The 24,699-nt window shown below is 41.5% G+C and carries 28 protein-coding genes and 1 pseudogene; 9 read left to right on the top strand and 20 right to left on the bottom strand.

The genetic code is table 11. From position 1 onward, the window contains the following. Positions 1-95 precede the first annotated feature (95 nt). On the top strand, positions 96-629 hold the full coding sequence (locus Q4A91_RS06750; protein ID WP_303211456.1) for a DNA topology modulation protein: 534 nt from the start codon (positions 96-98) through the stop codon (positions 627-629). Positions 630-645: 16 nt separating this feature from the next. Here Q4A91_RS06750 and metG read toward each other — a convergent pair whose 3' ends face one another. The 4 genes from metG to Q4A91_RS06730 form a co-directional block, all read right to left on the bottom strand. After that, positions 646-2,643 carry a methionine--tRNA ligase gene (gene metG, locus Q4A91_RS06745; protein WP_303211453.1) on the bottom strand — a complete coding sequence of 666 codons (1,998 nt, stop codon included), beginning with the start codon at positions 2,641-2,643 and terminating at the stop codon, positions 646-648. A gap of 136 nt (positions 2,644-2,779) precedes the next feature. Further along, complete coding sequence (locus Q4A91_RS06740) at positions 2,780-4,039, bottom strand: ABC transporter permease (protein ID WP_303211452.1); 1,260 nt, start codon at positions 4,037-4,039, stop codon at positions 2,780-2,782. Then, positions 4,040-4,741 carry an ABC transporter ATP-binding protein gene (locus tag Q4A91_RS06735; protein WP_303211450.1) on the bottom strand — a complete coding sequence of 234 codons (702 nt, stop codon included), beginning with the start codon at positions 4,739-4,741 and terminating at the stop codon, positions 4,040-4,042. Then, a complete protein-coding gene (locus Q4A91_RS06730; protein WP_303211449.1) occupies positions 4,725-5,909 on the bottom strand; it encodes an efflux RND transporter periplasmic adaptor subunit in 1,185 nt (394 codons plus the stop codon). The genes Q4A91_RS06735 and Q4A91_RS06730 overlap by 17 nt, the downstream gene beginning before the upstream one ends. A 266-nt stretch (positions 5,910-6,175) precedes the next feature. On the opposite strand from Q4A91_RS06730, the gene gor reads away from it, so the two are divergent. From gor to Q4A91_RS06715, 3 genes are all read left to right on the top strand, one after another. Next, the gene (gor, locus tag Q4A91_RS06725; protein WP_303211447.1) at positions 6,176-7,522 is read left to right on the top strand and encodes a glutathione-disulfide reductase; all 1,347 of its coding nucleotides are present in this window, start codon (positions 6,176-6,178) and stop codon (positions 7,520-7,522) included. A 143-nt stretch (positions 7,523-7,665) separates the two neighbouring features. Beyond that, positions 7,666-8,202 carry a biotin transporter BioY gene (locus Q4A91_RS06720; protein ID WP_303211446.1) on the top strand — a complete coding sequence of 179 codons (537 nt, stop codon included), beginning with the start codon at positions 7,666-7,668 and terminating at the stop codon, positions 8,200-8,202. 392 nt (positions 8,203-8,594) lie between these two features. Beyond that, the gene (locus tag Q4A91_RS06715; protein ID WP_303211445.1) at positions 8,595-9,152 is read left to right on the top strand and encodes a TetR/AcrR family transcriptional regulator; all 558 of its coding nucleotides are present in this window, start codon (positions 8,595-8,597) and stop codon (positions 9,150-9,152) included. Between the two features lie 33 nt (positions 9,153-9,185). On the opposite strand, the gene Q4A91_RS06710 is transcribed toward Q4A91_RS06715, so the two are convergent. Further along, a complete protein-coding gene (locus tag Q4A91_RS06710; protein ID WP_303211443.1) occupies positions 9,186-9,404 on the bottom strand; it encodes a YdbC family protein in 219 nt (72 codons plus the stop codon). A gap of 104 nt (positions 9,405-9,508) precedes the next feature. Between Q4A91_RS06710 and Q4A91_RS06705 the strand changes: the two genes are divergently transcribed. Then, complete coding sequence (locus Q4A91_RS06705) at positions 9,509-9,829, top strand: hypothetical protein (RefSeq protein ID WP_303211441.1); 321 nt, start codon at positions 9,509-9,511, stop codon at positions 9,827-9,829. A gap of 27 nt (positions 9,830-9,856) precedes the next feature. On the opposite strand, the gene Q4A91_RS06700 is transcribed toward Q4A91_RS06705, so the two are convergent. From Q4A91_RS06700 to rpsP, 8 genes are all read right to left on the bottom strand, one after another. Next, positions 9,857-10,195, bottom strand: a complete 339-nt coding sequence (locus Q4A91_RS06700) for an ATP cone domain-containing protein (protein ID WP_001196045.1) — start codon at positions 10,193-10,195, stop codon at positions 9,857-9,859. Between the two features lie 11 nt (positions 10,196-10,206). Then, positions 10,207-10,926, bottom strand: a complete 720-nt coding sequence (trmD, locus tag Q4A91_RS06695; RefSeq protein WP_303211457.1) for a tRNA (guanosine(37)-N1)-methyltransferase TrmD — start codon at positions 10,924-10,926, stop codon at positions 10,207-10,209. Continuing rightward, a complete protein-coding gene (gene rimM / locus Q4A91_RS06690) occupies positions 10,916-11,434 on the bottom strand; it encodes a ribosome maturation factor RimM (RefSeq protein ID WP_303211440.1) in 519 nt (172 codons plus the stop codon). The genes trmD and rimM overlap by 11 nt, the downstream gene beginning before the upstream one ends. Positions 11,435-11,509: 75 nt before the next feature. Then, a complete protein-coding gene (locus Q4A91_RS06685) occupies positions 11,510-12,367 on the bottom strand; it encodes an alpha/beta fold hydrolase (protein ID WP_303211438.1) in 858 nt (285 codons plus the stop codon). A gap of 149 nt (positions 12,368-12,516) precedes the next feature. After that, entirely contained in the window at positions 12,517-13,389 is an 873-nt protein-coding gene (locus tag Q4A91_RS06680) for a DMT family transporter (protein ID WP_303211436.1), read from the bottom strand. 329 nt (positions 13,390-13,718) lie between these two features. Beyond that, positions 13,719-14,054 carry a MazG nucleotide pyrophosphohydrolase domain-containing protein gene (locus tag Q4A91_RS06675; protein WP_303211435.1) on the bottom strand — a complete coding sequence of 112 codons (336 nt, stop codon included), beginning with the start codon at positions 14,052-14,054 and terminating at the stop codon, positions 13,719-13,721. 42 nt (positions 14,055-14,096) lie between these two features. Further along, a complete protein-coding gene (gene kphA, locus Q4A91_RS06670; RefSeq protein ID WP_000379617.1) occupies positions 14,097-14,336 on the bottom strand; it encodes an RNA-binding protein KphA in 240 nt (79 codons plus the stop codon). A 19-nt stretch (positions 14,337-14,355) separates the two neighbouring features. Then, on the bottom strand, positions 14,356-14,628 hold the full coding sequence (gene rpsP / locus Q4A91_RS06665; protein WP_000268760.1) for a 30S ribosomal protein S16: 273 nt from the start codon (positions 14,626-14,628) through the stop codon (positions 14,356-14,358). Between the two features lie 216 nt (positions 14,629-14,844). Between rpsP and Q4A91_RS06660 the strand changes: the two genes are divergently transcribed. After that, entirely contained in the window at positions 14,845-15,651 is an 807-nt protein-coding gene (locus tag Q4A91_RS06660) for a peptidylprolyl isomerase (RefSeq protein ID WP_303211433.1), read from the top strand. 27 nt (positions 15,652-15,678) lie between these two features. Then, on the top strand, positions 15,679-15,918 hold the full coding sequence (locus tag Q4A91_RS06655; protein WP_000600214.1) for a zinc-ribbon domain-containing protein: 240 nt from the start codon (positions 15,679-15,681) through the stop codon (positions 15,916-15,918). Between the two features lie 42 nt (positions 15,919-15,960). Here the strand turns inward: Q4A91_RS06655 and Q4A91_RS06650 are convergent, their stop codons facing one another. From Q4A91_RS06650 to Q4A91_RS06620, 7 genes are all read right to left on the bottom strand, one after another. Continuing rightward, positions 15,961-17,502, bottom strand: a complete 1,542-nt coding sequence (locus Q4A91_RS06650; protein ID WP_303211431.1) for an ABC-F family ATP-binding cassette domain-containing protein — start codon at positions 17,500-17,502, stop codon at positions 15,961-15,963. A 1-nt stretch (position 17,503) separates the two neighbouring features. Continuing rightward, positions 17,504-17,983, bottom strand: a complete 480-nt coding sequence (locus Q4A91_RS06645) for a VanZ family protein (RefSeq protein WP_303211430.1) — start codon at positions 17,981-17,983, stop codon at positions 17,504-17,506. Position 17,984: 1 nt separating this feature from the next. After that, positions 17,985-19,070, bottom strand: a complete 1,086-nt coding sequence (gene rlmN, locus Q4A91_RS06640) for a 23S rRNA (adenine(2503)-C(2))-methyltransferase RlmN (RefSeq protein ID WP_303211428.1) — start codon at positions 19,068-19,070, stop codon at positions 17,985-17,987. A gap of 20 nt (positions 19,071-19,090) precedes the next feature. Further along, positions 19,091-19,621, bottom strand: coding sequence for a YutD family protein (locus Q4A91_RS06635; RefSeq protein ID WP_303211427.1), 531 nt, complete (start codon positions 19,619-19,621; stop codon positions 19,091-19,093). Positions 19,622-19,774: 153 nt separating this feature from the next. Continuing rightward, positions 19,775-20,380: a superoxide dismutase SodA gene (sodA, locus tag Q4A91_RS06630; protein WP_303211424.1), complete on the bottom strand. Its 606-nt coding sequence runs from the start codon at positions 20,378-20,380 to the stop codon at positions 19,775-19,777. 69 nt (positions 20,381-20,449) lie between these two features. Continuing rightward, complete coding sequence (gene holA, locus Q4A91_RS06625; RefSeq protein ID WP_303211422.1) at positions 20,450-21,487, bottom strand: DNA polymerase III subunit delta; 1,038 nt, start codon at positions 21,485-21,487, stop codon at positions 20,450-20,452. Positions 21,488-21,519: 32 nt separating this feature from the next. Further along, positions 21,520-22,455: a dihydroorotate oxidase gene (locus Q4A91_RS06620; RefSeq protein ID WP_303211420.1), complete on the bottom strand. Its 936-nt coding sequence runs from the start codon at positions 22,453-22,455 to the stop codon at positions 21,520-21,522. A 204-nt stretch (positions 22,456-22,659) separates the two neighbouring features. Between Q4A91_RS06620 and gdhA the strand changes: the two genes are divergently transcribed. Both gdhA and Q4A91_RS06610 read left to right on the top strand, forming a co-directional pair. Continuing rightward, the gene (gene gdhA / locus Q4A91_RS06615) at positions 22,660-24,006 is read left to right on the top strand and encodes an NADP-specific glutamate dehydrogenase (protein ID WP_049505678.1); all 1,347 of its coding nucleotides are present in this window, start codon (positions 22,660-22,662) and stop codon (positions 24,004-24,006) included. 31 nt (positions 24,007-24,037) lie between these two features. Then, a pseudogene (locus tag Q4A91_RS06610) lies at positions 24,038-24,525 on the top strand (GNAT family N-acetyltransferase). Positions 24,526-24,699 lie beyond the last annotated feature (174 nt).

The following is a 24,699-nucleotide window of genomic DNA, read 5'->3' as shown; positions in this document are numbered from 1 at the left end:
TAAAAACACCCCAAAAGTTAGATTTTTTCTGTCTAACTTTTGGGGTGCAGTTCATAGAGGCTGTTTTTTTGTCCTCTAATCAGAAAAGGTAGAAAATGAAAATCGCAATTATCGGTTATTCTGGAGCTGGTAAGTCAACTCTAGCAGAAAAGTTATCTAACTACTACTCCATACCCAAACTGCATATGGATACGCTCCAATTTCAACCTGGTTGGCAAGACAGTGACCGCGAATGGATGTTGGGCGAGATGAAAAACTTTCTCACAAAGCATGAAGCTTGGGTTATCGATGGCAACTACTCTTGGTGCTATTACGAGGAAAGAATGCAAGAAGCTGACCAAATCATCTTCCTCAATTTTTCACCTTGGACTTGCTTACTGAGGGCCTTTAAGCGTTATCTCACATACCGAGGCAAGGTCAGAGAAAGTATGGCAGCAGGCTGTCCTGAACGCTTTGACTGGGATTTTATCAGATGGATTCTCTGGGATGGGCGGACAAAGAATGCCAAAGAACGTTATCAACGGGTTCAAGAAACCTATCCAGATAAAGTAATTGTCCTTAGGTCGCAAAAGGAGATGGATCAGTTCTTAGAAAATCTAGCGCATAACAAGAAAAACCAACGTATCTAACGTTGGTTTTTTGCTATTAGCCAATCACACTTCCGTTTGGTACAGCTGGATCAACTGTGAGAAGGGTTAATTTGCCATCATGTTCAGCTGAGAGGATCAGTCCTTGGCTGACATATTTCTTCATCATCTTGCGTGGTTTGAGGTTGGCAACGATTTGGACTTTCTTGCCGACCAATTCTTGCTCATTTGGATAGTATTTGGCAATTCCTGAGAGGATTTGACGGTCTTCGCCATCACCAGCATCGAGGCGGAATTGGAGCAACTTATCAGAACCTTCCACTTTAGACACTTCTTTGACTTCTGCGACTCGGATCTCAACCTTGTCAAAGTCTTCGAACTTGATTTCATCCTTGTTGAGTTTGAGTTCAACTTCATCTGGATTCCATTCTTTTTCGACGGCTGGTTTGTTGCCTTCCATTTGTTCCTTGATATAGGCAATCTCTTCTTCCATGTCGAGACGTGGGAAGATTGGTGTTCCTTTGGCAACTACTGTTACACCTGAAGGGAAATCAGCCAAGCTCAAGTTTTCTAGGCTAGAAACTTCTGCTAGACCAAGTTGTGCCAATACAGCACGACTAGTTTCCATCATAAATGGCTCAATCATGTGAGCTACGACACGAAGGCTGGCTGCCAAGTGGCTCATGACACTTGCCAATTGGTCACGAAGTGCTTCATCCTTAGCCAAGACCCATGGAGCTGTCTCATCGATGTATTTGTTGGTACGAGAGATAAGTGCCCAGACTGCTTCTAAAGCACGTGGGTAATCAACGGCTTCCATGTGTGTATGGTAGCCAGAGATAGATTGCTCTGCTACTTGTGCAAGAGCATTGTCAAACTCTGTCACACCTTCTACATAGGCAGGGATTTGCCCATCAAAATACTTGTTAATCATGGAAACCGTACGGTTGAGGAGGTTTCCAAGGTCATTGGCCAATTCATAGTTGATACGGCCTACATAGTCTTCTGGAGTGAAGGTTCCGTCTGAACCGACTGGAAGGCTACGCATGAGGTAGTAACGAAGTGGATCCAGTCCATAGCGCTCTACTAACATTTCAGGATAAACGACATTCCCTTTAGACTTAGACATCTTGCCGTCTTTCATGACGAACCAGCCATGGGCAATCAAACGTTCAGGCAACTTCATATCCAACATCATGAGAAGGATTGGCCAGTAGATAGAGTGGAAACGAAGAATGTCTTTTCCGACCATGTGGAAGACTGTTCCATTCCAGAATTTATCATAGTTAGCATGATCCTCTTGACCGTAACCAAGAGCAGTCGCATAGTTAAGAAGGGCATCAATCCAAACGTAGACAACATGTTTTGGATTGGATGGGACTGGCACACCCCAGGTAAAGGTTGTACGAGAAACCGCTAAGTCTTCCAAACCTGGCTCAATGAAGTTACGTAACATTTCATTAAGACGACCATCTGGAGTGATGAAATCAGGGTGAGATTTGAAAAATTCTACCAAACGATCTTGGTATTTGCTGAGGCGAAGGAAGTAAGACTCTTCTGAAACCCATTCCACTTCGTGACCTGATGGAGCGATACCGCCCGTCACATTTCCAGCTTCATCACGGAAAACTTCCGCAAGCTGGCTTTCTGTAAAGAATTCCTCATCTGAAACTGAATACCAACCAGAGTATTCACCCAAGTAGATATCATCTTGAGCAAGCAAGCGTTCAAAGACCTGAGCCACTACTTTTTCATGGTAGTCATCAGTTGTACGAATGAATTTATCGTATGAGATATCGAGTAATTTCCAGAGTTCTTTGACGCCAACCGCCATCCCATCAACATAAGCTTGAGGTGTAATCCCAGCTTCTTCTGCTTTTTGTTGAATCTTTTGACCATGCTCATCAAGACCTGTCAGATAAAAGACATCGTAGCCCATGAGGCGTTTGTAGCGAGCTAGGACATCACAAGCGATGGTTGTGTAGGCAGAACCGATATGAAGTTTACCAGATGGATAGTAAATCGGTGTTGTAATATAAAAATTCTTTTCAGACATAATTTTTCCTTTCCAGGCAAATGAAACCTGATTTTCTAACACTTCATTATATCATATTTTCGGTGATTTTCTATAGGAAATTCCATACAAAAACAAGACAGACAAATGTCCATCTTGTTTTTTTCTGTTCTATATCTTATTCATAACGAAGGGCTTCGATTGGATCGAGCTTAGAGGCTTTATTGGCCGGCAAGACTCCGAAGATCATCCCAACGCTGGCTGACACAGCCAAGCTAAAGAGAGCGATTGGGAGGGAAACCCCAACTTCGATACCTGCAATCATGTTTTGAAGCAATACTCCAGCTAACATGGTCATTCCAGCAGCAATCCCAAGACCGATGACACCACCTAGCAAGGTTAAAATCATGGATTCAATCAAAAACTGTACTAAGATATTAGCCCGAGTAGCTCCGAGAGCTTTCCGCAGACCAATCTCCCGCGTGCGTTCTGTCACCGAAACCAGCATGATATTCATAACACCAGTTCCCCCGACAAAGAGAGAGATTCCTGCGATGGCACTGATAATGGTGGTCATAAAACCAAAGAGTTGTTGTACTTCTTGGAAGGCGGCAGTTGCGTCCGCAACTTGGTACTCTCCTTGCTGAAGACCAGCAATCTCGGTCAGTTTTCGAGCCAACTCTGGTCCCAAGGTCTGCGTTAGACTAGTATCATTGACACGAAAGACGATATTCGAGATCTCATCAGTATTAAAATTGGCTGCAAGAGAGATATTGGTCGTAATTGGAAGACCACCAATCCCAAAGGCTTTCGCAGTTTTGGCTTCATTGCTAGTATAAACGCCAATCACACGGTAACTAAATTCATTGACAGAGATGACTTGATTAACCGCAGCTTCTGGATTATCAAACAAACTCTTGGCTAGTTCTTCGTCCAGCAAAATCACACTGGCAAATTCCTTGTAGTCTTGCGGTCTTAGACTTCTACCCGCAACGATTTCATTTTCAACTGCGTTCATGTAGGTGCTATTTCCGCCTGTCAGTGTCGCTCGTTCAACCTTCTTATCCTTATAAGATAGGGTGACGTTGGTCGAGTTGGTGACATAGTAACTGTCTACTCCTTTGAGTTTGGCAGCTTCCTTGACCCAAGACTCCAGTGGTTTTGGTGGTTCAACATGAACATCCTCTTCTCTCCCACTGACTGTCAAAGCGGATTGTTTCTGCGTAAAGGAGCCGTCCTTGCTTTTGATAGGAGAGAAAAAGACATGGATATCCTTCTGTGATTTGGTCATGTTTTTATTGACCTGACGAGACATGGAGTCTCCCAGAGCCATGATGACGACGACAGACGAAACTCCGATGATAATCCCAATCATGGTCAGGAAGGAACGCATCTTGTGGGCCATGATCGATGAAAAGGCAAATTTCAGATTCTGCATCTAGTTTTCCTCCTTTTCTACCAGAGCACTGTCTGATGAGATGACCCCATCACGAATGACAATTTGGCGTTTGGCATAGGCAGAAATCTCAGGCTCGTGCGTGACCATGATAATGGTTTTCCCTTCCTTGTTTAACTCCACCAACAGCTGCATAATTTGATTTCCCGTCTTGGTATCCAAGGCTCCTGTAGGTTCGTCTGCTAGGATGATAGAAGGATTATTTACCAAGGCACGCGCAATCGCTACACGTTGCTTTTGACCACCTGATAACTCAGACGGCAAATGATGACTGCGCTCCGTCAGCTCAACCTTTTCCAGAAATTCCTCAGCCAATTTCCGACGTTTTGAAGTCGAAACTCCAGCGTAAATCAAGGGCAATTCGACGTTTTGAAGTGCATTGAGCTTGGACAAGAGAAAGAACTGCTGAAAGACAAAGCCGATTTGCTGGTTGCGGACCTTGGCCAGTTGTTTCTCTCCCAGGCCTGCCACTTCTTGCCCTTCAAGGTAGTACTCTCCACTGGTTGGTGTATCCAACATTCCGATGGTATTCATCAACGTAGACTTACCAGAACCAGAAGGTCCCATAATGGCAACAAACTCACCTTCATGAACTTCTAGATTGATATTTTTAAGGACCTGCAGTTCTTGGTCACCATTTCGGTAACTCCTGCAAATATTTTTGAGACTAATTAGTTTCTTCATCAGCCTTCACCTCTTTTCCTTCTTCCAAGGAAGATGTTGGATTACTGATGACCTTGGCACCGTCTGTCAAACCTGAAGTAATTTCTTGGTTGTCTGCGTCCGCATTCCCCAAAGTAACTTCTACCTTCTTCGCTTTTTTCTGGTCGTCAACGATCCAGACATAGTTTTTGTCATTTTCGATAACGACACTTGTCAAAGGAACAAGGATGGCTTTACTCTTGTTTTTGACTTCCACACTGACAGAGAAGCCTTGTTTCAACTCTCCGATATCGCTGGTCACATCAACAGTATAAGGGTACTTAGAGTCAGTATTTCCTCCAAGGGCTGCATTTGCTGCTTCTCCGTTGTTTTTAGGATAATCAGAAATATAGCTGATTTTTCCTGTCCAGCTCTTATCTTGGTAAACCTTCGAAGTAAAGGTAACTTCTTGCCCTACAGAGAGGTTGGCAAGATTGTATTCAGACAACTCCCCTTTGACCTGTAAGTTTTCGTTACTTACGACATGAACTACCACTTGGCTATTACCTGTTGGCGATTTGGAAACATTACGATTAACTTCAACTACAGTCCCTTCTAGTGTACTGAGGACAGTTGCAGCATCTAGCTGAGCTTGGGCCTTGTTGAGTTGGGCAACAGCATCTGCACGGTTATCCTTGGCATCACTGATTTGAGAGTCGATAGAGGATACGGAAGAAGTCGCTGCTTGCGCTTGTTCTGGGAGTCCAGCTTCTGTTGGAACTTGTGGAGAAGCTGGTGCAGCTGATGCATTCTCACGAGCTTTGTTTAACTCCTCGATATGACGGTCTGCCTTTGCAACTGCACGATCGGCTGCATCATAGGCAGCTTGAGCATCTGCACTGCTGTATTTGACCAAAGCTTGCCCTTCTTCGACCTTGTCTCCAACCGAAACGAGAATTTCATCTAAATCTCCCTTACTAGCATCAAAATAAACGTATTGTTCATTTTTTGCTGTAACCGTACCTGACAAGAGAACCGATGAAGCAACAGAACCTTCCTTAGCAGTAACGATATGAGAGGTTTCCTCCTTGACTGCTGACTGGGAAGGTTGTCTAAAAATCAAAATCCCCGCAGCACCGATAACAATAGCACTGGCAACACCAATCGCTGTGTATAATTGCCATTTTTTTGCCTTCTTATTTCTTTTCATTTTTAAGCTCCTTTATTCTTTTGCCTTACAAAAACCATTATATCAGAAATACCAAGCCCAAACAATGACAGTCCAGATGGAAACCATGACAATTCAGGACCATTATTTCGTTCGGCATTCGTTTATTGGATTATTGTGCTAGATATATAATACAATATCTTTTTGAATTTGGCAAGCGTTTTTATAATTTTTTTACCGTAGCAGATTTTTGCATTCAAATAGTAAAAACGATAGAATATGACTATCAAAGCTATAAGGAGTTTTCTATGAGAGAATATGATATCATCGCTATCGGTGGAGGAAGCGGCGGCATTGCCACTATGAACCGAGCTGGCGAACACGGTGCTAAAGCTGCTGTTATCGAAGAGAAAAAATTAGGTGGAACCTGCGTCAATGTCGGCTGTGTTCCTAAAAAAATCATGTGGTATGGAGCGCAAATCGCTGAAAGCTTCCACCACTACGGCCCTGACTACGGTTTTACAAGTTCAGATGTTCAATTTGATTTTGCTAAACTTCGTCAAAACCGTGAAGCCTACATCGACCGTGCTCGCTCATCTTATGACGGAAGTTTCAAGCGCAATGGGGTTGATTTGATTGAAGGTCGTGCTCATTTCGTTGATTCCCACACAGTCAGCGTCAATGGTGAATTGATTCGTGCCAAGCATATCGTGATTGCGACTGGCGCTCGTCCAAGCATCCCAACTATTCTTGGAGCTGAACTCGGTGGTAGCTCAGACGATGTCTTTGCTTGGGAGCAACTTCCTGACTCCGTTGCGATTCTTGGAGCTGGTTATATCGCGGTTGAATTAGCAGGTGTTCTCCACTCGCTAGGAGTAAAAACGGATTTGTTTGTCCGTCGTGATCGTCCCTTGCGTAGTTTTGACAGCTACATCGTTGAAGGACTTGTCAATGAAATGGAAAAAACAGGTCTACCTTTGTACACACATAAGGTACCCGTCAAGCTCGAAGAAACGGAGCAAGGTATTACCATTCATTTTGAAGACGGTTCTAGTCACACTGCAAGCCAAGTTATCTGGGCTACCGGTCGCCGTCCAAATGTAGACGGTCTGGAGTTAGAAAAGGCTGGCGTCACACTCAACCAACGTGGATTTATCCAAGTGGATGAGTATCAAAATACAGTTGTAGATGGCATCTACGCCCTTGGAGACGTTACTGGTGAGAAGGAACTGACCCCGGTAGCCATCAAGGCAGGACGTACCTTATCCGAACGCCTCTTCAACGGGAAAACAAATGCCAAGATGGACTACACGACTATCCCTACTGTTGTCTTCTCCCACCCAGCAATCGGAACCGTTGGTTTAACTGAGGATCAAGCTATCAAAGAATACGGCCAAGATAACATCAAAGTCTACAAGTCAAGCTTTGCATCTATGTACTCAGCCGTTACAAACCATCGTCAAGAATCTCGCTTCAAACTCATCACCGCCGGTGCTGACGAAAAAGTTGTTGGACTTCACGGACTTGGTTACGGAGTGGATGAGATGATTCAAGGATTCGCTGTTGCTATTAAGATGGGAGCAACCAAGGCGGACTTTGATGCTACAGTAGCTATCCACCCAACCGCTTCAGAAGAATTTGTGACCATGCGCTAATTATCGCAAGAGACCTCTTGAGGTCTCTTTTTACTTGCAAAATCGGCTGTTACAAAATTGTTACCTTCAATTTAAAAACTGGTTGACTTTTGTTTCTAAATTAGTATAATAGTTACTATAATTTTGAAAAGAGGTTAACAATCTTGAAAAAAGCTCATATCTATGCTATCCCTGCTATCGGTGCTGCTCTCATTGCCGTATTGGCACAAATCAGTCTCCCTATCGGTCCTGTACCTTTCACCCTGCAAAACTTTGCGATCGGTCTGATTGCTACTGTTTTTAGACCCAGAGAAGCTGTTTTATCTGTAGCTCTCTATCTCCTGCTAGGTGCCATTGGTTTACCTGTTTTTGCAGGTGGAGGAGCTGGATTTCACGTTTTAGTTGGTCCAAGTGCAGGCTATCTTTGGTTCGACCTTGTCTATGCTGGACTTACATCTTATTTCATCCATCAAAATAGTGGCTACATTCGCATTTTCCTAGCCAACCTCTTGGGTGACTCCCTCGTCTTTGTCGGAGGCATTCTCAGCCTCCACTTCCTAGCTGGTATGCCATTTGATCAGGCACTAGCTGTCGGTGTCCTTCCCTTTATCCTCCCTGATCTTGGTAAGATTATTGCCATTAGTTTCATTAGTCGTCCCCTACTCAAACGATTGAAAAGCCTTCCATATTTTTCAAGATAAAAGAATAGTCCAGAACAATTGTTCTGGACTATTTCCATTCTAAGAATCAACTATACACTATTTAGCTACTTGACTATTCTTATACCAGTATGAATATTAATCGTTTTATTCTTCAAATTATAGCTATTCACAATATTCAAAGCAGAAAAGTATTCTAATTAATTCAAACCAAATAAGCTTCCATTGATTTTGGATGCTTAGCAATTGTATACTTTTCAGAAAACGCATTTTCACTGATTGAGCTATATTTTATAAATTATTTGTGATACAATAGAGCTACCTAAAAGATTCAGAAAATTTAATATTCATTGATTATTTATATTAACTTGATTATTTTGATTTCTTTTAAAACAAAAATGATTATAAATAATTATAAACAGAAAGGTAATTCTATGGCAAAGAATACTCGTGAGCTAATCATTAAAGCTCTCATCACACTAGCTAAGAAAAATCCTCAACGTAGTTCCTTTACAATGACTGAAATTGCTGCTGAAGCTGGTATTTCACGACAAGCGATTTATCAAAAGCATTTTAACAACTTTGAAGATATTATTGAATACATTCACGAAGAGACCAATCAGAATATTTTTAACGTCTTTAATAAGTACTGCCCTAGCAATGATGGAGATCCTATCAGCTTTTTAGCAGACCATATACTTCCTCTCATATACGAAAAAAGGGAAGTTGTTAACACCTTGTATACCACACAAGTCGACCCTTGTTGGAAGGAATTTCTGCGTGGAACCTACTCAGAGTGGGTACTAAAGAATGTCAATTACCAACTGAAATATAATTTTAATAAAGAGGACATCGCTTATATCATTACAACCATGGCAATCTCTTTCATTGAAGTCTGGATTCGTAAAGATAATCCAATCCCCCCTGAAGAGTATAGAGAGACTTTCATTCAATTGGCTAAGACTTCTCTCTGTGACTATATTGTGTCCTAAAAAAAGAATCTTGAGTTGCACTCAAGATTCTTTTTATTGTTGCTCTTTAAAGGCATTGACCATCACCTGAAATTCTTCATTGGAAAGCGTGATTCCTTTGCCCATTTTGGTATGGTCAGGACTCCAAGAACGAATATCAAATTTTGCTGGTGCTCCATTAAAGCTAACTCTATTTAGTTCTTTGGTCCATCCTTTGTCATTTTCAGACAAGGTGAGCAAGTGTTCTTCGATTTCAAATGTAAATTCTGCCATTTTTAACTCCTTTATGTGATATGCTTTCTATAGTCTATTCGTAAAAATCTTGTGGTTTTTAGGAAAATTTTATATAATGTGGATATATAAGAAGGGAGGATTCTATGAGACAGACATTCAAACCAGTTCTAGATAAACTACATGGTTTTCTCAATGGGAATGATGATCATCCTCAAATCGAGGACAACTCCCTCACTGCTATGATTGAACAAGCCATCCAGAAAAAGACGGCTGTTCATGTCATACTTGCTGAGACAAGTTTTACGGGTGATATTGTTAAACACGATGCTAATCGCCAACAAATTATCGTCAAGAATTTTTCAAAAAACGTAACTCGAATCATTCGTATCAGTGATATTAAACGACTTCGTTTCGTTCCCTCAACTGTACAAAAAGCTCAGAAAAGCCTATTTAAGAAAGAGTGAGATGTTCTTTGCATCTCACTCTTTTTCTTAACGAATTTGTTCAAAATGAAGGTGAACTGCGATATGGTCGCCATAACCACTTCTCTCCAAATCGCGTTGCAAGCGATAAGAGATATAGTGTTCTGCAATGGTAATGTAGCCAGCTCCAAGTAAGCGGTGCTCAACCATTGACTGGATCATGCTGATAGTGGCACGTTCTACTTTTGCTTCTTCCAAGTCCAAAACGACTTTTTTAGTAACTTGAGCTAAGTTTTGACGTAAGTCATCAGTCAAAACATAAACTGTTTGAGCTGCTTTTAGGACAGCTTGGTAAATTTTATCTGGATCAAATTCAGCAATTTCTCCATTACGTTTGATTACTTGCATAAGGTTCTCCTTTATTCTCTGTTTTCTTTGATTTCAGCCAGCATCTTTTCTTCTTCGGTTGTTAGTTGATAGTTTTTTAGCAGGTCAGGTCTGCGCTCGTAGGTTTTCTTTAGACTCTCATACAGTCGCCACTGGCGGATCTTTTCATGGTGCCCACTCATGAGCACATCTGGCACGACCATGCCTCGATAGTCATAAGGGCGAGTATACTGAGGATATTCGAGAAGTCCCGAAGAGAAGCTATCATCCTGGTGACTAGACTCCTTACCAATCACTTCTGGAATCAAGCGCACGGTCGCATCAATCATAGTCATGGCTGCCAATTCACCACCAGTCAAAACATAGTCTCCTAGGGAAATTTCATCGGTTACCAATGTTTTGATGCGCTCATCATACCCTTCATAGTGACCACAGATAAAGATCAGTTCCTCTTCCTGAGCCAAATCCTCAGCGTAAGCTTGATCGAACTGTTTCCCAGCAGGATCAAGAAGTATGACACGGGGATTTTTCTTTTCAATAGCATCAAAGGCATCGAAAATAGGTTGGGCACGGAGCAACATTCCTTGACCGCCTCCGTAGGGCTCATCGTCAACATGACGGGCCTTTTCAGAGTATTCTCTGAAATTATGATACTGGATATCCAAGAGCCCTTTTTCTCGAGCTTTCCCAACGATCGAGTGCTCCAGCGGAGAAAACATCTCTGGAAAGAGGGTTAAAATATCAATCTTCATCATCTAGTCCTTCTAAGATTTCCACTTCGACCCGCTTGTTTGGAATATCAACATTGAGAACTACTGGCGGAATGTAAGGTAAAAGCAAATCACGCTTACCTTTTCGCTTTACCACCCAGACATCATTGGCACCTGGTTGTAGGATTTCCTTGATAGTTCCTATCAAGTTATCACCCTCGTAAACATCCAAACCGATAATCTCGTGATAGTAGAATTCACCATCATCTAAATCGTTCAAATCTTCCTCAGCGACCTTGAGACTATAACCCTTGTACTTTTCAATCGCATTGATATGGTACATGTCTTTGAATTTAATAATGTCAAAATTCTTATGCTTACGGTGGCTAGCGATGGTCACTGTTTGGATAAACTGATCTTTTTCATTAAATAAAGCAAGCTCTGCTCCCTTTTTAAACCGTTCCTCAGCAAAATCCGTCACAGACAAGACTCGCATCTCACCCTGTAGACCCTGCGTATTAACGATTTTCCCAACATTAAAGTAGTTCATCTTGTCTCCTGTATCTATTTCTATCCTTTATTTTATCACGTTCTAGGGATTTTCACAAGTTGGATAGGTCCTATCTCACAAGGCTACTACTTCTTCAAAAAAATCACCGACTATCTTATTAAACTCTTTAGGATGGTCATTCATCGGTTGATGTTTGCTGTCTGAAATCGTTACTTGACGCGCATTGAGATTTAGATCAATGATCCCATCATAGATTATTTTTAGGTGTTTGGGAAAATCATTTTCTCCTCTTACTAATAGCATGGGAGGATTTCCTTTATATCCTTCTATCTCATGGACTGCCAAGAAACCTGTGATTCCAAGGTTCAAGAAAACATCTCGCCCAGTTTCTATAATGGCCGTCTTGACCAATTCTCTTGTGATAGGGTTATCGGTACACATTTTTGAGTTTTTATCAGCAATCACCTTCCAAGGAATCGTATTGTACATAAGAGAACTATATTTGATTCGACCTCTTTCTTTCTCTGATAGGTAACGATGCTGTCCCCAACTATCTACCATGACCAAGGCTAGGACTCTTTCTGGATGGCGATAGGTATACTCTTGAAGTGGATTTCCTCCCCAAGAATGACCAACCAATATCACCTTATCCAGCTTAAAATAGGACAAAATGGCATCTACATCTTGAATAGCGCCTTCTAAGTCGGGTAGCCCAACTTTCATAGGTGATTCACCCCGCCCTCTAACATTTACAAAGTAAAGGTCAAATCCATCAAAAGCATCATACTGGTGGGCCCACATCTGACTGCGTCCACAAGCTCCATGATAAAAAATAATATGTCCTTTACTTGCGCTTCCAGGACGATGATAAACAACCAAATCACAATCTACGACTGCTATAAGGTGACGTTTCAACATCTCGTGTTCTCTGTTATAAAAAGCAATAGCTTCAGCAATATCATTTGGTTTCATTTTTATGCTCGCTCCTCTTTATCCTGATATCATTCTTTGTATCTATTTTATCATGCTATATTAAAATCATCATTTTTCAAACTTAGTTTCATTAAAAATTTTGAATTTTCTGTACAATATAGATAAAGAAAAAGACTGCTAAGCAATCTTTACTTTTTTCTCATCAGATTCATGCCTAAAATTCCAGAAATAATCAGAACAGCTCCTATCACATGGTAACCACAAATTGGTTCGTGGAGTATAAGGGCTCCGGCTAGAATGGTCAAAACTGTTCCAAGATTACCAAAGACACTGACGGTTGATGCCCCGAGGCGAACAATAGCATAGATAGAGAGACTACCAGTCACGATAGAGGCTAGAACTCCCAAATAGAGGATGGAAAGCAGATAGGGCAGCTGTCCAAACGGCGCAAAGTAAGCTAATATGTTCCCCTCTAGATAGTGAGAGGTCAGACTCAGCGTATTAAAGGTAATGAATCCAACAAATATCACAACAGCTGTCATATCCATGGCCCGATAGCGACCTCCTTTAGCCTTGCTGAGGATATTGTTTATTGCATTGGCAAGAACAGATCCCAACATCAAGAGAAAGCCCAAGCTAGCAGTTTCCGTGCTAAAGTTTGTTCCTTTGCTAAAGAAGATGAAAACTACTCCTGATACGGATAAAATTAAAAAGAACTTTTGCAGCAAACTTGTCTTCTCCTTGAGAAAAACCGATACCAAAAGGAGCGTAAAAATCGGGACAAGAGCCTGTAAAATTCCCGCTTCAGAAGACGATATATACTGTAAAGCAAAGGATTGGAAAATAAAAAAGAGAAGTGGATAGAAAAGACTCATAGAAAGAATATCTTTTCTACTTAAACTCACATTGATAAGTTTTGTTGGATGAAGGATGACCAATACCGAAGCAGCAATTGTATAGCGATGCGCTAAGCTGGTGAGAGGACTGGCATAGCCTAAAGCAACCTTTGTAAATAAAAAAGAAAATCCAATGATTGCTGAAAAGGATAAGGCTGCGTTCATAGAATGTTACTCCCTTTAAAAATAGCTATTCTCAAGATTGATTGGCTAGAATTCTTTGAGACTGCCTTTCCATTGTAGCATAGTAGAATCCTAGATGCTATTTCTAGGATTCGTATTTTATGCCTTCTTTCACCGTTCATCTATTACATTAGCTAAAAAGGATTCAGCCAGTCTGATCTGCTTTTCTCGTTCTTGTCTTACAAGTTCTAGCTTGTCAACCTCTTAGGAATTCCTTACTTTGATAGCATAATCTACTAATTTCATTGCTTCTCTATACAAGCAAGCGTAAGCTAGGAAAAATCTTTCATATCAGTGAAAAGAGACCATTCCTAGTTCTCTTGGAAGTTATCCAAAAATCCTTCCAAATCTCGTTCATGTTGGTACTTAATGGCCGCTTTTTTATCTTTATCAAAGATAGTTTTGGTTAGGTCAATATCGTTGATAGCCGCGATTGCAACCGTGTAGTGAATGATATCAGCCAGTTCTTTGGCTAGTTCCTCATTTGAGTCCTGGACACCCTCTTTTCGACCAGAGCGCCCATTCAAGACCTCAGCTACTTCTCCGACTTCCTCCACTAGCTTGATAAAGAGGCCTTCCTCAGTTCGAGATTGCTGGTAATGTTCGAGTAAGTAAGCTTGTAATTGTCTAAAGGTTAAATCCTTCATCTTCTCCTCCTCACAAAAAAGCGAGACTTCAGTCCCGCTTTTTTATTTTTCATCGATAACGATTCTTACTTTTTTGTCTTCAGTTGGGACAGAGTAGACAATCGTTCTTATCGCTGAGATAGTGCGACCCTTACGACCGATAACACGACCGACATCGCTTTGGTCAAGATCCAAGTGATACTCCAAAAACTCTGGCGTGTCTTCGATCTTGATAGTTAAGGCATCAGGTTGTGAAATCAAAGGTTTCACAATTGCAATAATGAGATTTTCAATCGTATCCATCTGTCAACCTACTTTAAACTTATTTTGAGAATTTAGAATCGTGGAATTTTTTCAATACGCCTTCTTTTGAAAGGATGTTGCGAACTGTATCTGAAGGTTGAGCTCCATCAGCCAACCATGCAAGAACGCGGTCTTCTTTCAAAGTTACTTGGTTTTCAGCAACAAGTGGGTTGTAAGTACCAACTGTTTCGATGAAACGTCCGTCACGTGGTGAACGTGAGTCTGCTACGTTGATACGGTAGAAAGGTTTTTTCTTAGAACCCATACGAGTCAAACGGATTTTAACTGCCATTTTTTAATATCTCTTTTCTTATTTTTTTATTTCGGTGAAATAGCTGAGCTATTAGCACATGTTCTATTATAGCAGATTTCTGACAGGTGTCAAGAAAAAAACTTGACAGAGTTTTAATTTTTTTAACTACTAGAAATTTTTAGTAAAATCTTTCACATTTGAAATCAAACTCCTTTTAAGGTACAATGGTAGAAATGAATTTTTGAGAGGTTAACAATGAAAAAACTAGCAACCCTTCTTTTACTATCAACTGTAGCCCTTGCTGGATGTACTAGTATCCAACGTGGTCTCCGTGGTGATGAGTATGTCGACTCTAGCATCTCAGCTGAAGAAAGCTCAAAAGCAGCTGCTCAGGCTGCCAAAGATTTGAATGACGCATTGACCAATGAAAATGCCAACTTCCCTCAACTTTCTAAGGAAGTTGCTGAAGATGAAGCTGAGGTTATTTTACACACAAATCAAGGCGATATCCGTATCAAGCTCTTTCCAAAACTAGCACCACTAGCAGTTGAAAACTTCCTTACTCACGCTAAGGAAGGCTATTATAACGGCATCACCTTCCACCGTGTTATTGATGGCTTTATGGTCCAAACTGGAGATCCTAAGGGAGATGGTACAGGTGGCCAATCTATCTGGCATGATAAGGATAAAACAAAGGACAAGGGAACTGGTTTCAAAAATGAAATCTCTCCTTACCTATACAATATCCGAGGAGCCCTTGCTATGGCTAATACTGGTCAACCAAATACCAACGGTAGCCAGTTCTTCATCAATCAAAATTCAACAGATATTTCTGCTAAACTTCCTACCAGCAAGTATCCAAAGAAAATCATCGAAGCCTATAAAGAAGGTGGAAATCCAAGTCTAGACGGCAAACACCCTGTCTTTGGTCAAGTCATCGATGGCATGGATGTTGTTGACAAGATTGCCAAGACTGAAAAAGATGAAAAAGATAAACCAACGTCTGCTATCACCATTGATAGTATCGAAGTGGTGAAAGACTACGACTTCAGCAAAAAATAAGCCATCAACAGATAAGGAGACGATGACATGATTTTATTTTGGGGTTCTAAAGGTTATCAGAAAGATTTGGGACATACGCAAACAGCGATCGAATGTGGTCACTGTAACAATGTTGACACTTGGGAGATTGTAGAAACTGGACGCAAATTTACCCTCTACTGGATTCCACTTTTTCCTTATGGTAAAAGTTACTTCGTTTCTTGTCCGATTTGCCACTACGGTAAAGAAATTGAGAAATCTGAAGTTGAAAACTATTTAAATTACTAGTCAAAAAAGCCAAGTCATTTCGACTTGGCTTTTTTACTGCTTTTAAGTTAGCTTGTTAAAGTCCCAGATTTGGTCCATCCAGCCTTCATAAAAGTCTGGTTCGTGGCAAACCATTAGAATGCTTCCTTTGTATTCTTTAAGCGCCCGTTTGAGTTCATCCTTGGCATATACATCCAAGTGGTTGGTCGGCTCGTCCAGCACTAAGACGTTGTTTTCACGGTTCATCAAGAGACAGAAACGCACCTTGGCTTGTTCCCCGCCTGACAAGACCTGAATCTGACTTTCAATGTGCTTGGTCGTCAAACCACAGCGGGCAAGGGCCGCACGAACTTCTGCCTGATTGAGTGCAGGAAAGGCATTCCAGACAGCTTCAAGAGGGGTTTGACGATTGCCACCTTCTACTTCTTGCTCAAAGTAGCCAAGTTCTAGGTAGTCGCCACGTTCAACTTCCCCAGCGATTGGCGGAATAATGCCCAAGAGAGACTTCAACAGGGTTGTTTTCCCGATACCATTTGCCCCGATAATAGCAACCTTTTGATTGCGTTCAAAGGTGAGGTTTAATGGTTTGGTAAGTGGACGGTCATAACCAATCTGCAAGTCCTTGGCTTGGAAGATAAAGCGCCCTGGCGTACGAGCTGGTTTGAAATCAAAGGACGGCTTTGGCTTCTCACTTTGCAGTTCAATGATATCCATCTTATCCAATTTCTTTTGACGGGACATGGCCATATTACGCGTTGCGACACGCGCTTTGTTTCGAGCGACAAAGTCCTTGAGGTCCGCAATCTCTTTCTGCTGACGTTCGTAAGCCGCCTCTAGCTGAGATTTCTTCATGGCATAGACTTCTTGGAACTGGTAGTAGTCACCAGAGTAACGCGTCAACTGTTGATTTTCCACATGGTAAACGATATTGATTACGTCATTGAGGAAAGGAATATCGTGAGAAATAAGGACAAAGGCATTCTCATAGTTTTGGAGATAACGCTTGAGCCAGTCAATGTGTTCGACATCGAGGTAGTTAGTAGGCTCGTCCAAAAGCAAGATATCTGGTTTTTCAAGAAGCAATTTGGCTAAAAGCACCTTTGTTCTTTGCCCACCAGACAAGGCTGTGACATCCGTGTCCATCCCAAAATCCATGACACCAAGGGCACGCGCCACCTCATCAATCTTAGCATCCAAGGTATAGAAATCTCGGCTTTCCAAACGGTCCTGAAGCTCTCCAACTTCCTCCATCAGGGCCTCAATATCAGCACCCTCTTCTGCCATGTCCATGTAAAGATCATTGATACGTGCTTCTGCTTTGAATAATTCGTCAAATGCCGTACGAAGAACGTCACGAACAGTTTGGCCTTCTTTGAGCACCGCATGCTGATCTAGGTAGCCTGCCGTCACATATTTAGACCACTCTACCTTCCCTTCATCTGGCAACATCTTACCTGTCACGATGCTCATAAAGGTTGATTTTCCTTCACCATTGGCACCGACTAAGCCGATATGCTCTCCCTTGAGGAGACGGAAAGACACATCTTCAAAAATTGCACGATCACCAAAACCATGACTTAAATTCTTTACTTCTAAGATACTCATTTTAATTCCTTATCTTGTTTTTATGCAGTCCTTTATAGAGGACCCAAGCCAGATAGCCTCCCAGGGTATTGGTCCACAAATCATCAATCTCAAAGACCCGATTAAAGTCGAATAAAAAATCTAAAACTAGTTGCGTGCACTCAATTCCTAGACTCAGTAGAAAACTGAGAAGGATGATTTTTTTCGTTTGTCGTAAATTTGGACAGAGATAGATCAGTTGAAAGACCAGAGGGAAAAGCAAGAAGATATTTAAAATGTTCTGCAAAAAGATCCAAAGTACTTGTCCCAAACTAGTCACTTCACCCAGATTCCAAAGTGAGTTTAAGGGAGTTAAAAGAAAAACCAGGCGTCCAAAAGTTTGAATACCTGGAGTTTCCACTCCTGTAGGAAGTTGAGGCTGGGGAGTGAAGCAAAAACAGACAATGCAAAGGCTGTAAACAGCCACTCCCAATCTTAAGATTAATTCTCTTTTTTTAGTCATTTTATGGATTTACCGCTGCGACTGCCTTCTGGCGGTCGCGTTTCATTGTATTGGAGCGCAATTGTCCACAAGCTGCATCAATATCTGTACCATGCTCTTGACGGACAACACAGTTGACCCCTTTTTTCTTGAGGGTATCGTAGAAGGCTATCACGCGCTCTTTAGGACTACGGCTATATTGGTCATGTTCACTAACTGGGTTATAAGGAATCAAGTTTACATATGACAATTTCTTGATGTTTTTGAGCAATTCAGCCAATTCCAAGGCTTGTTCAACGCCATCGTTGACTTCATTGAGCATGATATATTCAAAGGTCACACGGCGATTGGTTGTTTCGATATAGTACTCAATAGCTGCGAAAAGCTTTTCAATCGGAAAGGCACGGTTAATTTTCATGATGCTTGAACGCAATTCATTGTTTGGTGCATGAAGGGAAACAGCCAGATTGACCTGTACGCCTTCATTAGCAAAGTCACGAATTTTATGGGCCAAACCTGAGGTTGAAACCGTGATGTGACGAGCACCGATTGCCATCCCCTTGTCATCATTGATGGTACGGACAAAATTCAAAACATTGTTGTAATTATCAAATGGTTCACCAATTCCCATAACAACGATATGGCTGACACGTTCATCCTGACCACGTTCGTCAAAGCATTTCTGAACCAGCATGATCTGTGCTACGATTTCCCCGTTATTGAGGTCACGTTGCTTCTTGATCAAGCCTGATGCACAGAAGGTACAACCAATATTACAGCCAACCTGAGTGGTCACACAGACTGACAAACCATAGTGTTGACGCATGAGTACTGTCTCAATCAACATGCCATCTGGCAACTCGAAAAGATACTTAACGGTACCGTCAGCTGACTCTTGTACAATCCGTTGTTTCAATGGATTGACCACAAACTGGTCATTGAGCTTGGCAATCAAATCCTTGGAAAGGTTGGTCATTTCTTCAAATGACTGGACACGTTTACGGTAGAGCCATTCCCAGATTTGATCTGCTCGGAATTTCTTTTCTCCCTGTTCTAATACCCATTCTTGCATGGTTTGACGTGTTAAACTATAAATAGACGGTTTCATCTCTTATCCTTATTCTCTATCTATTTCTGACGAATGACAAAATGGCGCTGTCCCTTGTCCTCTTTCTGAGACTTTTGATCCTTATGACGACGTCTATTTCGCTTATCCGCATTTGGTTTTCTCTTGTTTTGCGAAGATTTCTTCCGTCTTCTAGGAAGGTTTTCCTCCTCTTTTTTACGCATTTTCTTGTCAAATGAAGCCCGTTTCGGTGCTTGATTTTCTAGGACAAAATAGGCACAACCATAACTACAGTACTCTAAAAGATAGTCCTGCAACCGGCTAATCTTTTCATTTTTTTCCTCTGTTCGGTCGTCTTTATAAAAGCCACGTAGGCGGAGCTGTTCATTGCTCCAGTCCCCCACGACATAATCAAACTTGGTTAACACTTCTGAGAAGCGTTGATTAAAGACGGTCACATCGAAGGCATCCTTGATATTTTCAACCAAGGTAAAAGCAATCCCTTCAGTCTCAACCTTATCCCCATTCACATGAAATTCTGGGCCAGGAAACTTGTTATAGTTGTATAATTCAGGTGCAATTTCTTTACGCATAGTCTTCCTTTTCCACGATTACTTAACACTCTATTTTACCATAATTTCTAGCAGTTAGCACGTTTCTCATAAAAATGAAAAAAGTCTGACGATTTTGTCAGACTCCTGTCTTATAAAGCAAAAAGAGAAGAATGACTCTTCCCTTCCTATTCATTATTTTGCTGCTGCGTAGAGCTCGTCTACTTTGTTCCAGTTAATCACTGAGAAGAAAGCTTTGATGTAGTCAGGACGCACGTTGCGGTATTTCACGTAGTAAGCATGTTCCCAAACGTCCAAGCCCAAGATTGGTTTTTTACTTTCTGAGATTGGTGTGTCTTGGTTTGCTGTTGAAGTTACTTCAAGTTTTCCTTCTTTGTTGACAACCAACCAAGCCCATCCAGAACCGAAGCGAGTTGTAGCTGCTGCTGTAAAGGCTGCTTGGAACTCTTCAAATGAACCAAATGTTGCATCGATTGCTGCTGCAAGTTCTGCTGATGGAGCAGTTTTTTCAGGAGTCATCAATTCCCAGAAAAGAGCATGGTTCAAGTGTCCACCACCATTATTGATAAGTGCTTGACGGATATCAGCTGGGATAGAGTCTACATCAGCAAGCAAAGCTTCAAGGTCTTCACCAATTTCAGGGTGTTTTTCAAGAGCTGCATTTGCATTGTTGACATAAGTTTGGTGGTGTTTGTCATGGTGCAAGTGCATTGTTTCTGCATCGATATATGGTTCCAAAGCGTCGTATGCGTATGGAAGGTCTGGTAAGATAATAGCCATCTGTAATACCTCTTTTTCTTTCTATATGAAAATGATAACGCAATCATCCTCTTTTTTCAAGTTTTTTGCTCAATTTGCCTCTGCCGCGATCTGCAAAAGTGCCTTTTCAAACAGGTACCCTTTTTCATAGACACCTGTCTTAATCTGGTAGTCTGTTTCAATCAAATAAGAAATCGCTCGTTTGAGAAAGGCCAAGGAAATCCCTCTCGAATCTCTCAGTGCAAACTTGATTTGATAAGGATTTGGAGTGCGTCCTAGATAACTACCTAAACTACTTGCAATCTGCGATTCCGTCTGACCAGTCTCTGATAAAATCTTCACTTGGGTAAAGGTACGAAACTGTCCTAACATGACAGCTATGAGCTTGATCTCATCCTCCCCTTGCAAGGTCAAATCTCTGACCAAGTCACGGGCTTGATCGATCTTTTTGCCCAAGATAAGCTGAGTCAAATCAAAAATATTGTCCTGCAGAGTCTTTGGAATAGCCTCGACAATGTCCTTCTCCTCAATCACGCCGTCTGATTTATAAGACTGTAAAAAAAGGAGGTTTTTCTGGATTTCACTAAATTGAAAACCAGATTTGAGAAGTAGATTTTCAAAGGATTGCCCCACAAACTGCAGACCTTGTGTCTGACTCCATTTTTGGAAATACTGGCGGAGTTCTTGTTCCTTGGGTTCAATAGCATCAAATACAGTCGCATCTCGTTTGAGCAATTTGACCAACCGTTTTTTGCTATCCAACTTTCCTTCTGCAAATATCAATAACTTGGTTGTTGGCGAAGGGTTATCAAGGTATGCCTCAAACAACTTGAGCTCATCATCTGATAAAAATCGTTTCTTGGCTGTTGTGATATCGACAAAATGGTCTAATATCACGATTTTCTCATCCGCAAAGAAAGGGTGACTGACCAACTCCAACTCTAAGTCTTTATAAGCTACTTCTTTCATATCAAAGTAAGCAAAGTTGAGATCAGCTGGATCATAACCAATCTGTTTCAACACTTGACTCTTCATAACTTCAAACTGACCCTGGTCTGTCCCAGTAAATAGGTTCAAGCTAGATAGATTTGATAAAGTCAACTTCTGACTGTCTTCAATGGCTAGCATCTTCTCTCCTTTCTTCTGATTTTTTATTAAACTTAATCAATATAGCGCAATTTCCCACGGAAATCTTCTAGGTTCTCATAACCTTTTTCTGCCATGATTTCTTTTAGTTCATTGGTAATACGTTCAAAAGCACCCACGTCTTCTTTATGGAGCGTCGTTCCAACCTGCACCATACTCGCACCGCAGAGGATATGTTCAAAGGCATCACGCCCCGTTAAAACGCCACCCGTTCCGATGATTTGGATTTGGGGATTTAAACGTTGATAAAAGGCGTGCACATTAGCAAGAGCAGTCGGTTTGATATACTCTCCACCAATGCCACCAAAACCATTTTTAGGACGAATCACGACCGACTCGTCTTCTATATAAAGGCCGTTTCCGATAGAGTTAACACAGTTAACAAACTTGAGTGGATACTTGTTAAAAATAGCAGCCGCTTGGTCAAAGTGAACAATATCAAAATATGGTGGCAATTTAATCCCAAGAGGTTTGGTAAAGTAGGCAAATACTTCTGCCAAGATACGGTCTGTTGTCTCAAAATCATAAGCAATCTGAGGTTTTCCTGGAACATTTGGACAAGAGAGATTAAGCTCTGTCAGTCCTTTGAATTCACTCTCTTGAACTTTTTTCAAGATGGTATGTGTTTCTTCTGGAGACATGCCAACTAAAGATAGAAAGAAAGTTCGGTTTGGCTCTTTTTCCTGCAAGTCCAAAAGATAGTCCAGATAGTAGTCTAAGCCGTTATTTGGCAAGCCCATAGAGTTGATAGAACCAAGTGGAACATCCTGATAACGTGGCTCAGGATTGCCCTGACGAAAGTCCAAGGTCGCTGTCTTCGTGACAAAAGTACCCGCTGCTGAGTTTTTGACCCCTTCTAGCTCTTCTATCGTCATACAAGCCACACCCGCTGCATTCATCAAGCAATTGTCAAACTCAAAGCCAGCTATTTGTGTTTTCGTTGATACCATGATTCTGATCCTCCAGATTCCTTTTATTTCTAATATTATACCATACTTTAAGATTTTCTCTTTGAGAAACTAATTTCTATATAAAACGTTCGGTTTTGTAAATTGAAAGAATTTTTAGAAAATTTCTGTTTTTTTCTTTACACTCAAAAAAAAATCTGCTATAATGGCTCATGTAATAAAATATAACAACAAAAGGAGAACGATATGACATCTGCTAAAGACTATATCCAAAGCGTGTTTGCAACTGTGAAAGCTCGTAACGGGCATGAGGCTGAATTTCTCCAGGCGGTTGAAGAATTCTTCAGCACTTTGGAACCTGTATTTGAAAAACATCCCGAGTATATCGAAGAAAACATCTTGGCACGTATCACTGAGCCTGAGCGCGTAATTTCTTTCCGTGTTCCTTGGGTGGACCGTGATGGAAAAGTCCAAGTGAACCGTGGTTACCGTGTTCAATTCAACTCAGCTGTTGGACCATATAAAGGCGGACTTCGTTTCCACCCAACTGTAAACCAAGGGATCTTGAAATTCCTCGGCTTCGAACAAATCTTTAAAAACGTCTTGACTGGACTTCCAATCGGTGGAGGTAAAGGGGGATCAGACTTCGATCCTAAAGGAAAGACTGACGCTGAAGTGATGCGCTTCTGCCAAAGCTTCATGACTGAATTGCAAAAATACATCGGACCATCACTTGACGTACCTGCTGGTGATATCGGTGTTGGTGGACGTGAAATTGGTTACCTTTACGGACAATACAAACGTCTTAACCAATTTGATGCGGGTGTCTTGACTGGTAAACCTCTTGGATTTGGTGGTAGCTTGATTCGTCCAGAAGCAACTGGTTATGGTTTGGTTTACTACACTGAAGAAATGCTCAAAGCTAACGGTAACAGTTTTGCTGGTAAGAAAGTGGTCATTTCAGGTTCTGGTAACGTAGCTCAATACGCTCTTCAAAAAGCGACTGAACTCGGCGCTACTGTTATCTCTGTATCTGACTCAAACGGTTATGTCATCGACGAAAATGGTATTGACTTCGACCTTCTTACAGATGTTAAAGAAAAACGCCGTGCTCGTTTGACTGAATATGCAGCTGAGAAAGCAACTGCTACTTACCATGAAGGTTCTGTATGGACTTACGCTGGAAACTACGACATCGCTCTTCCATGTGCGACTCAAAACGAAATCAACGGCGAAGCTGCTAAACGTTTGGTTGCTCAAGGAGTTATCTGCGTATCAGAAGGTGCTAACATGCCGAGTGACCTTGATGCGATTAAAGTCTACAAAGAAAACGGAATCCTTTACGGACCTGCCAAAGCCGCCAATGCTGGTGGTGTAGCTGTTTCAGCGCTTGAAATGAGCCAAAACAGCCTTCGCCTTTCATGGACCCGTGAAGAAGTTGATGGACGCCTCAAAGACATCATGACAAACATCTTCAATACAGCTAAAACAACTGCTGAAACATACGGTCTTGGTACTGACTACCTTGCAGGAGCAAATATCGCTGCCTTCGAAAACGTAGCAAACGCTATGATTGCACAAGGTATTGTTTAATTAGTCGATACTTCCTATCGGAGGACAAATGATGAACTTACGGCCAATGGAAGTAAGAGATAATCCAGCTGTAGCGCAGCTCATTCGAGCTAGTCTTGAAGAATTCGGGCTTGACAAACCTGGAACTGTCTTCTTTGATTCTCATCTAGATCATTTGGCCGACTACTATCAACAGCAAGAGAGAGCAGCTTACTTTATTCTGGAAGATGAAGGTCAGCTGGTTGGCTGTGGTGGCTTTGCACCTGTGTCTGATAAGATTGCTGAATTACAAAAACTGTATGTCACTAAAAACAGTCGTGGCAAAGGTTATTCCAGTAGGTTGATAAAGCGGATATTCCAGGAAGCCCATCTAGCTGGTTATGAACAGCTTTATCTAGAAACCTCTACTGAACTGGCTACGACTGTGGCCATCTATCAGCACTATGGTTTCACATCACTGCAACAACCACTTTCTAACGCTGCCGGCCACCCAGCTATGAAAATATCTGGATGATAAAATCCCTCTTATCAGATGAATAGATGGTAGTATACTATGGTCGACTCGAAGACATCAGGGTCAAGATCCTCAAAATAGCTAAAACAACTTTTAAAAATGTAGCCAAGGCTATGATAGTTAAGGTATTGTTTCAATTGATTTAGGCTCTATGTCAACTGTAGTGGGTGACCTATAACTAAGCACGAGAGGAGACGAGG

This window comes from Streptococcus sp., assembly GCF_030528045.1.
Taxonomy (GTDB): Bacteria; Bacillota; Bacilli; order Lactobacillales; family Streptococcaceae; genus Streptococcus.
Note: the sequence above shows the minus strand (reverse complement) of the source record. Positions and strands in the feature narration are given on the sequence as shown.

Coding starts and splice junctions, on each gene's coding strand:
- Q4A91_RS06750 (WP_303211456.1), top strand. CDS start 96: ATGAAAATCGCAATTATCGGTTATTCTGGAGCTGGTAAGTCAACTCTA.
- metG (WP_303211453.1), bottom strand. CDS start 2,643: ATGTCTGAAAAGAATTTTTATATTACAACACCGATTTACTATCCATCT.
- Q4A91_RS06740 (WP_303211452.1), bottom strand. CDS start 4,039: ATGCAGAATCTGAAATTTGCCTTTTCATCGATCATGGCCCACAAGATG.
- Q4A91_RS06735 (WP_303211450.1), bottom strand. CDS start 4,741: ATGAAGAAACTAATTAGTCTCAAAAATATTTGCAGGAGTTACCGAAAT.
- Q4A91_RS06730 (WP_303211449.1), bottom strand. CDS start 5,909: ATGAAAAGAAATAAGAAGGCAAAAAAATGGCAATTATACACAGCGATT.
- gor (WP_303211447.1), top strand. CDS start 6,176: ATGAGAGAATATGATATCATCGCTATCGGTGGAGGAAGCGGCGGCATT.
- Q4A91_RS06715 (WP_303211445.1), top strand. CDS start 8,595: ATGGCAAAGAATACTCGTGAGCTAATCATTAAAGCTCTCATCACACTA.
- Q4A91_RS06710 (WP_303211443.1), bottom strand. CDS start 9,404: ATGGCAGAATTTACATTTGAAATCGAAGAACACTTGCTCACCTTGTCT.
- Q4A91_RS06705 (WP_303211441.1), top strand. CDS start 9,509: ATGAGACAGACATTCAAACCAGTTCTAGATAAACTACATGGTTTTCTC.
- Q4A91_RS06700 (WP_001196045.1), bottom strand. CDS start 10,195: ATGCAAGTAATCAAACGTAATGGAGAAATTGCTGAATTTGATCCAGAT.
- trmD (WP_303211457.1), bottom strand. CDS start 10,926: ATGAAGATTGATATTTTAACCCTCTTTCCAGAGATGTTTTCTCCGCTG.
- rimM (WP_303211440.1), bottom strand. CDS start 11,434: ATGAACTACTTTAATGTTGGGAAAATCGTTAATACGCAGGGTCTACAG.
- Q4A91_RS06685 (WP_303211438.1), bottom strand. CDS start 12,367: ATGAAACCAAATGATATTGCTGAAGCTATTGCTTTTTATAACAGAGAA.
- Q4A91_RS06680 (WP_303211436.1), bottom strand. CDS start 13,389: ATGAACGCAGCCTTATCCTTTTCAGCAATCATTGGATTTTCTTTTTTA.
- Q4A91_RS06675 (WP_303211435.1), bottom strand. CDS start 14,054: ATGAAGGATTTAACCTTTAGACAATTACAAGCTTACTTACTCGAACAT.
- kphA (WP_000379617.1), bottom strand. CDS start 14,336: ATGGATACGATTGAAAATCTCATTATTGCAATTGTGAAACCTTTGATT.
- rpsP (WP_000268760.1), bottom strand. CDS start 14,628: ATGGCAGTTAAAATCCGTTTGACTCGTATGGGTTCTAAGAAAAAACCT.
- Q4A91_RS06660 (WP_303211433.1), top strand. CDS start 14,845: ATGAAAAAACTAGCAACCCTTCTTTTACTATCAACTGTAGCCCTTGCT.
- Q4A91_RS06655 (WP_000600214.1), top strand. CDS start 15,679: ATGATTTTATTTTGGGGTTCTAAAGGTTATCAGAAAGATTTGGGACAT.
- Q4A91_RS06650 (WP_303211431.1), bottom strand. CDS start 17,502: ATGAGTATCTTAGAAGTAAAGAATTTAAGTCATGGTTTTGGTGATCGT.
- Q4A91_RS06645 (WP_303211430.1), bottom strand. CDS start 17,983: ATGACTAAAAAAAGAGAATTAATCTTAAGATTGGGAGTGGCTGTTTAC.
- rlmN (WP_303211428.1), bottom strand. CDS start 19,070: ATGAAACCGTCTATTTATAGTTTAACACGTCAAACCATGCAAGAATGG.
- Q4A91_RS06635 (WP_303211427.1), bottom strand. CDS start 19,621: ATGCGTAAAGAAATTGCACCTGAATTATACAACTATAACAAGTTTCCT.
- sodA (WP_303211424.1), bottom strand. CDS start 20,380: ATGGCTATTATCTTACCAGACCTTCCATACGCATACGACGCTTTGGAA.
- holA (WP_303211422.1), bottom strand. CDS start 21,487: ATGCTAGCCATTGAAGACAGTCAGAAGTTGACTTTATCAAATCTATCT.
- Q4A91_RS06620 (WP_303211420.1), bottom strand. CDS start 22,455: ATGGTATCAACGAAAACACAAATAGCTGGCTTTGAGTTTGACAATTGC.
- gdhA (WP_049505678.1), top strand. CDS start 22,660: ATGACATCTGCTAAAGACTATATCCAAAGCGTGTTTGCAACTGTGAAA.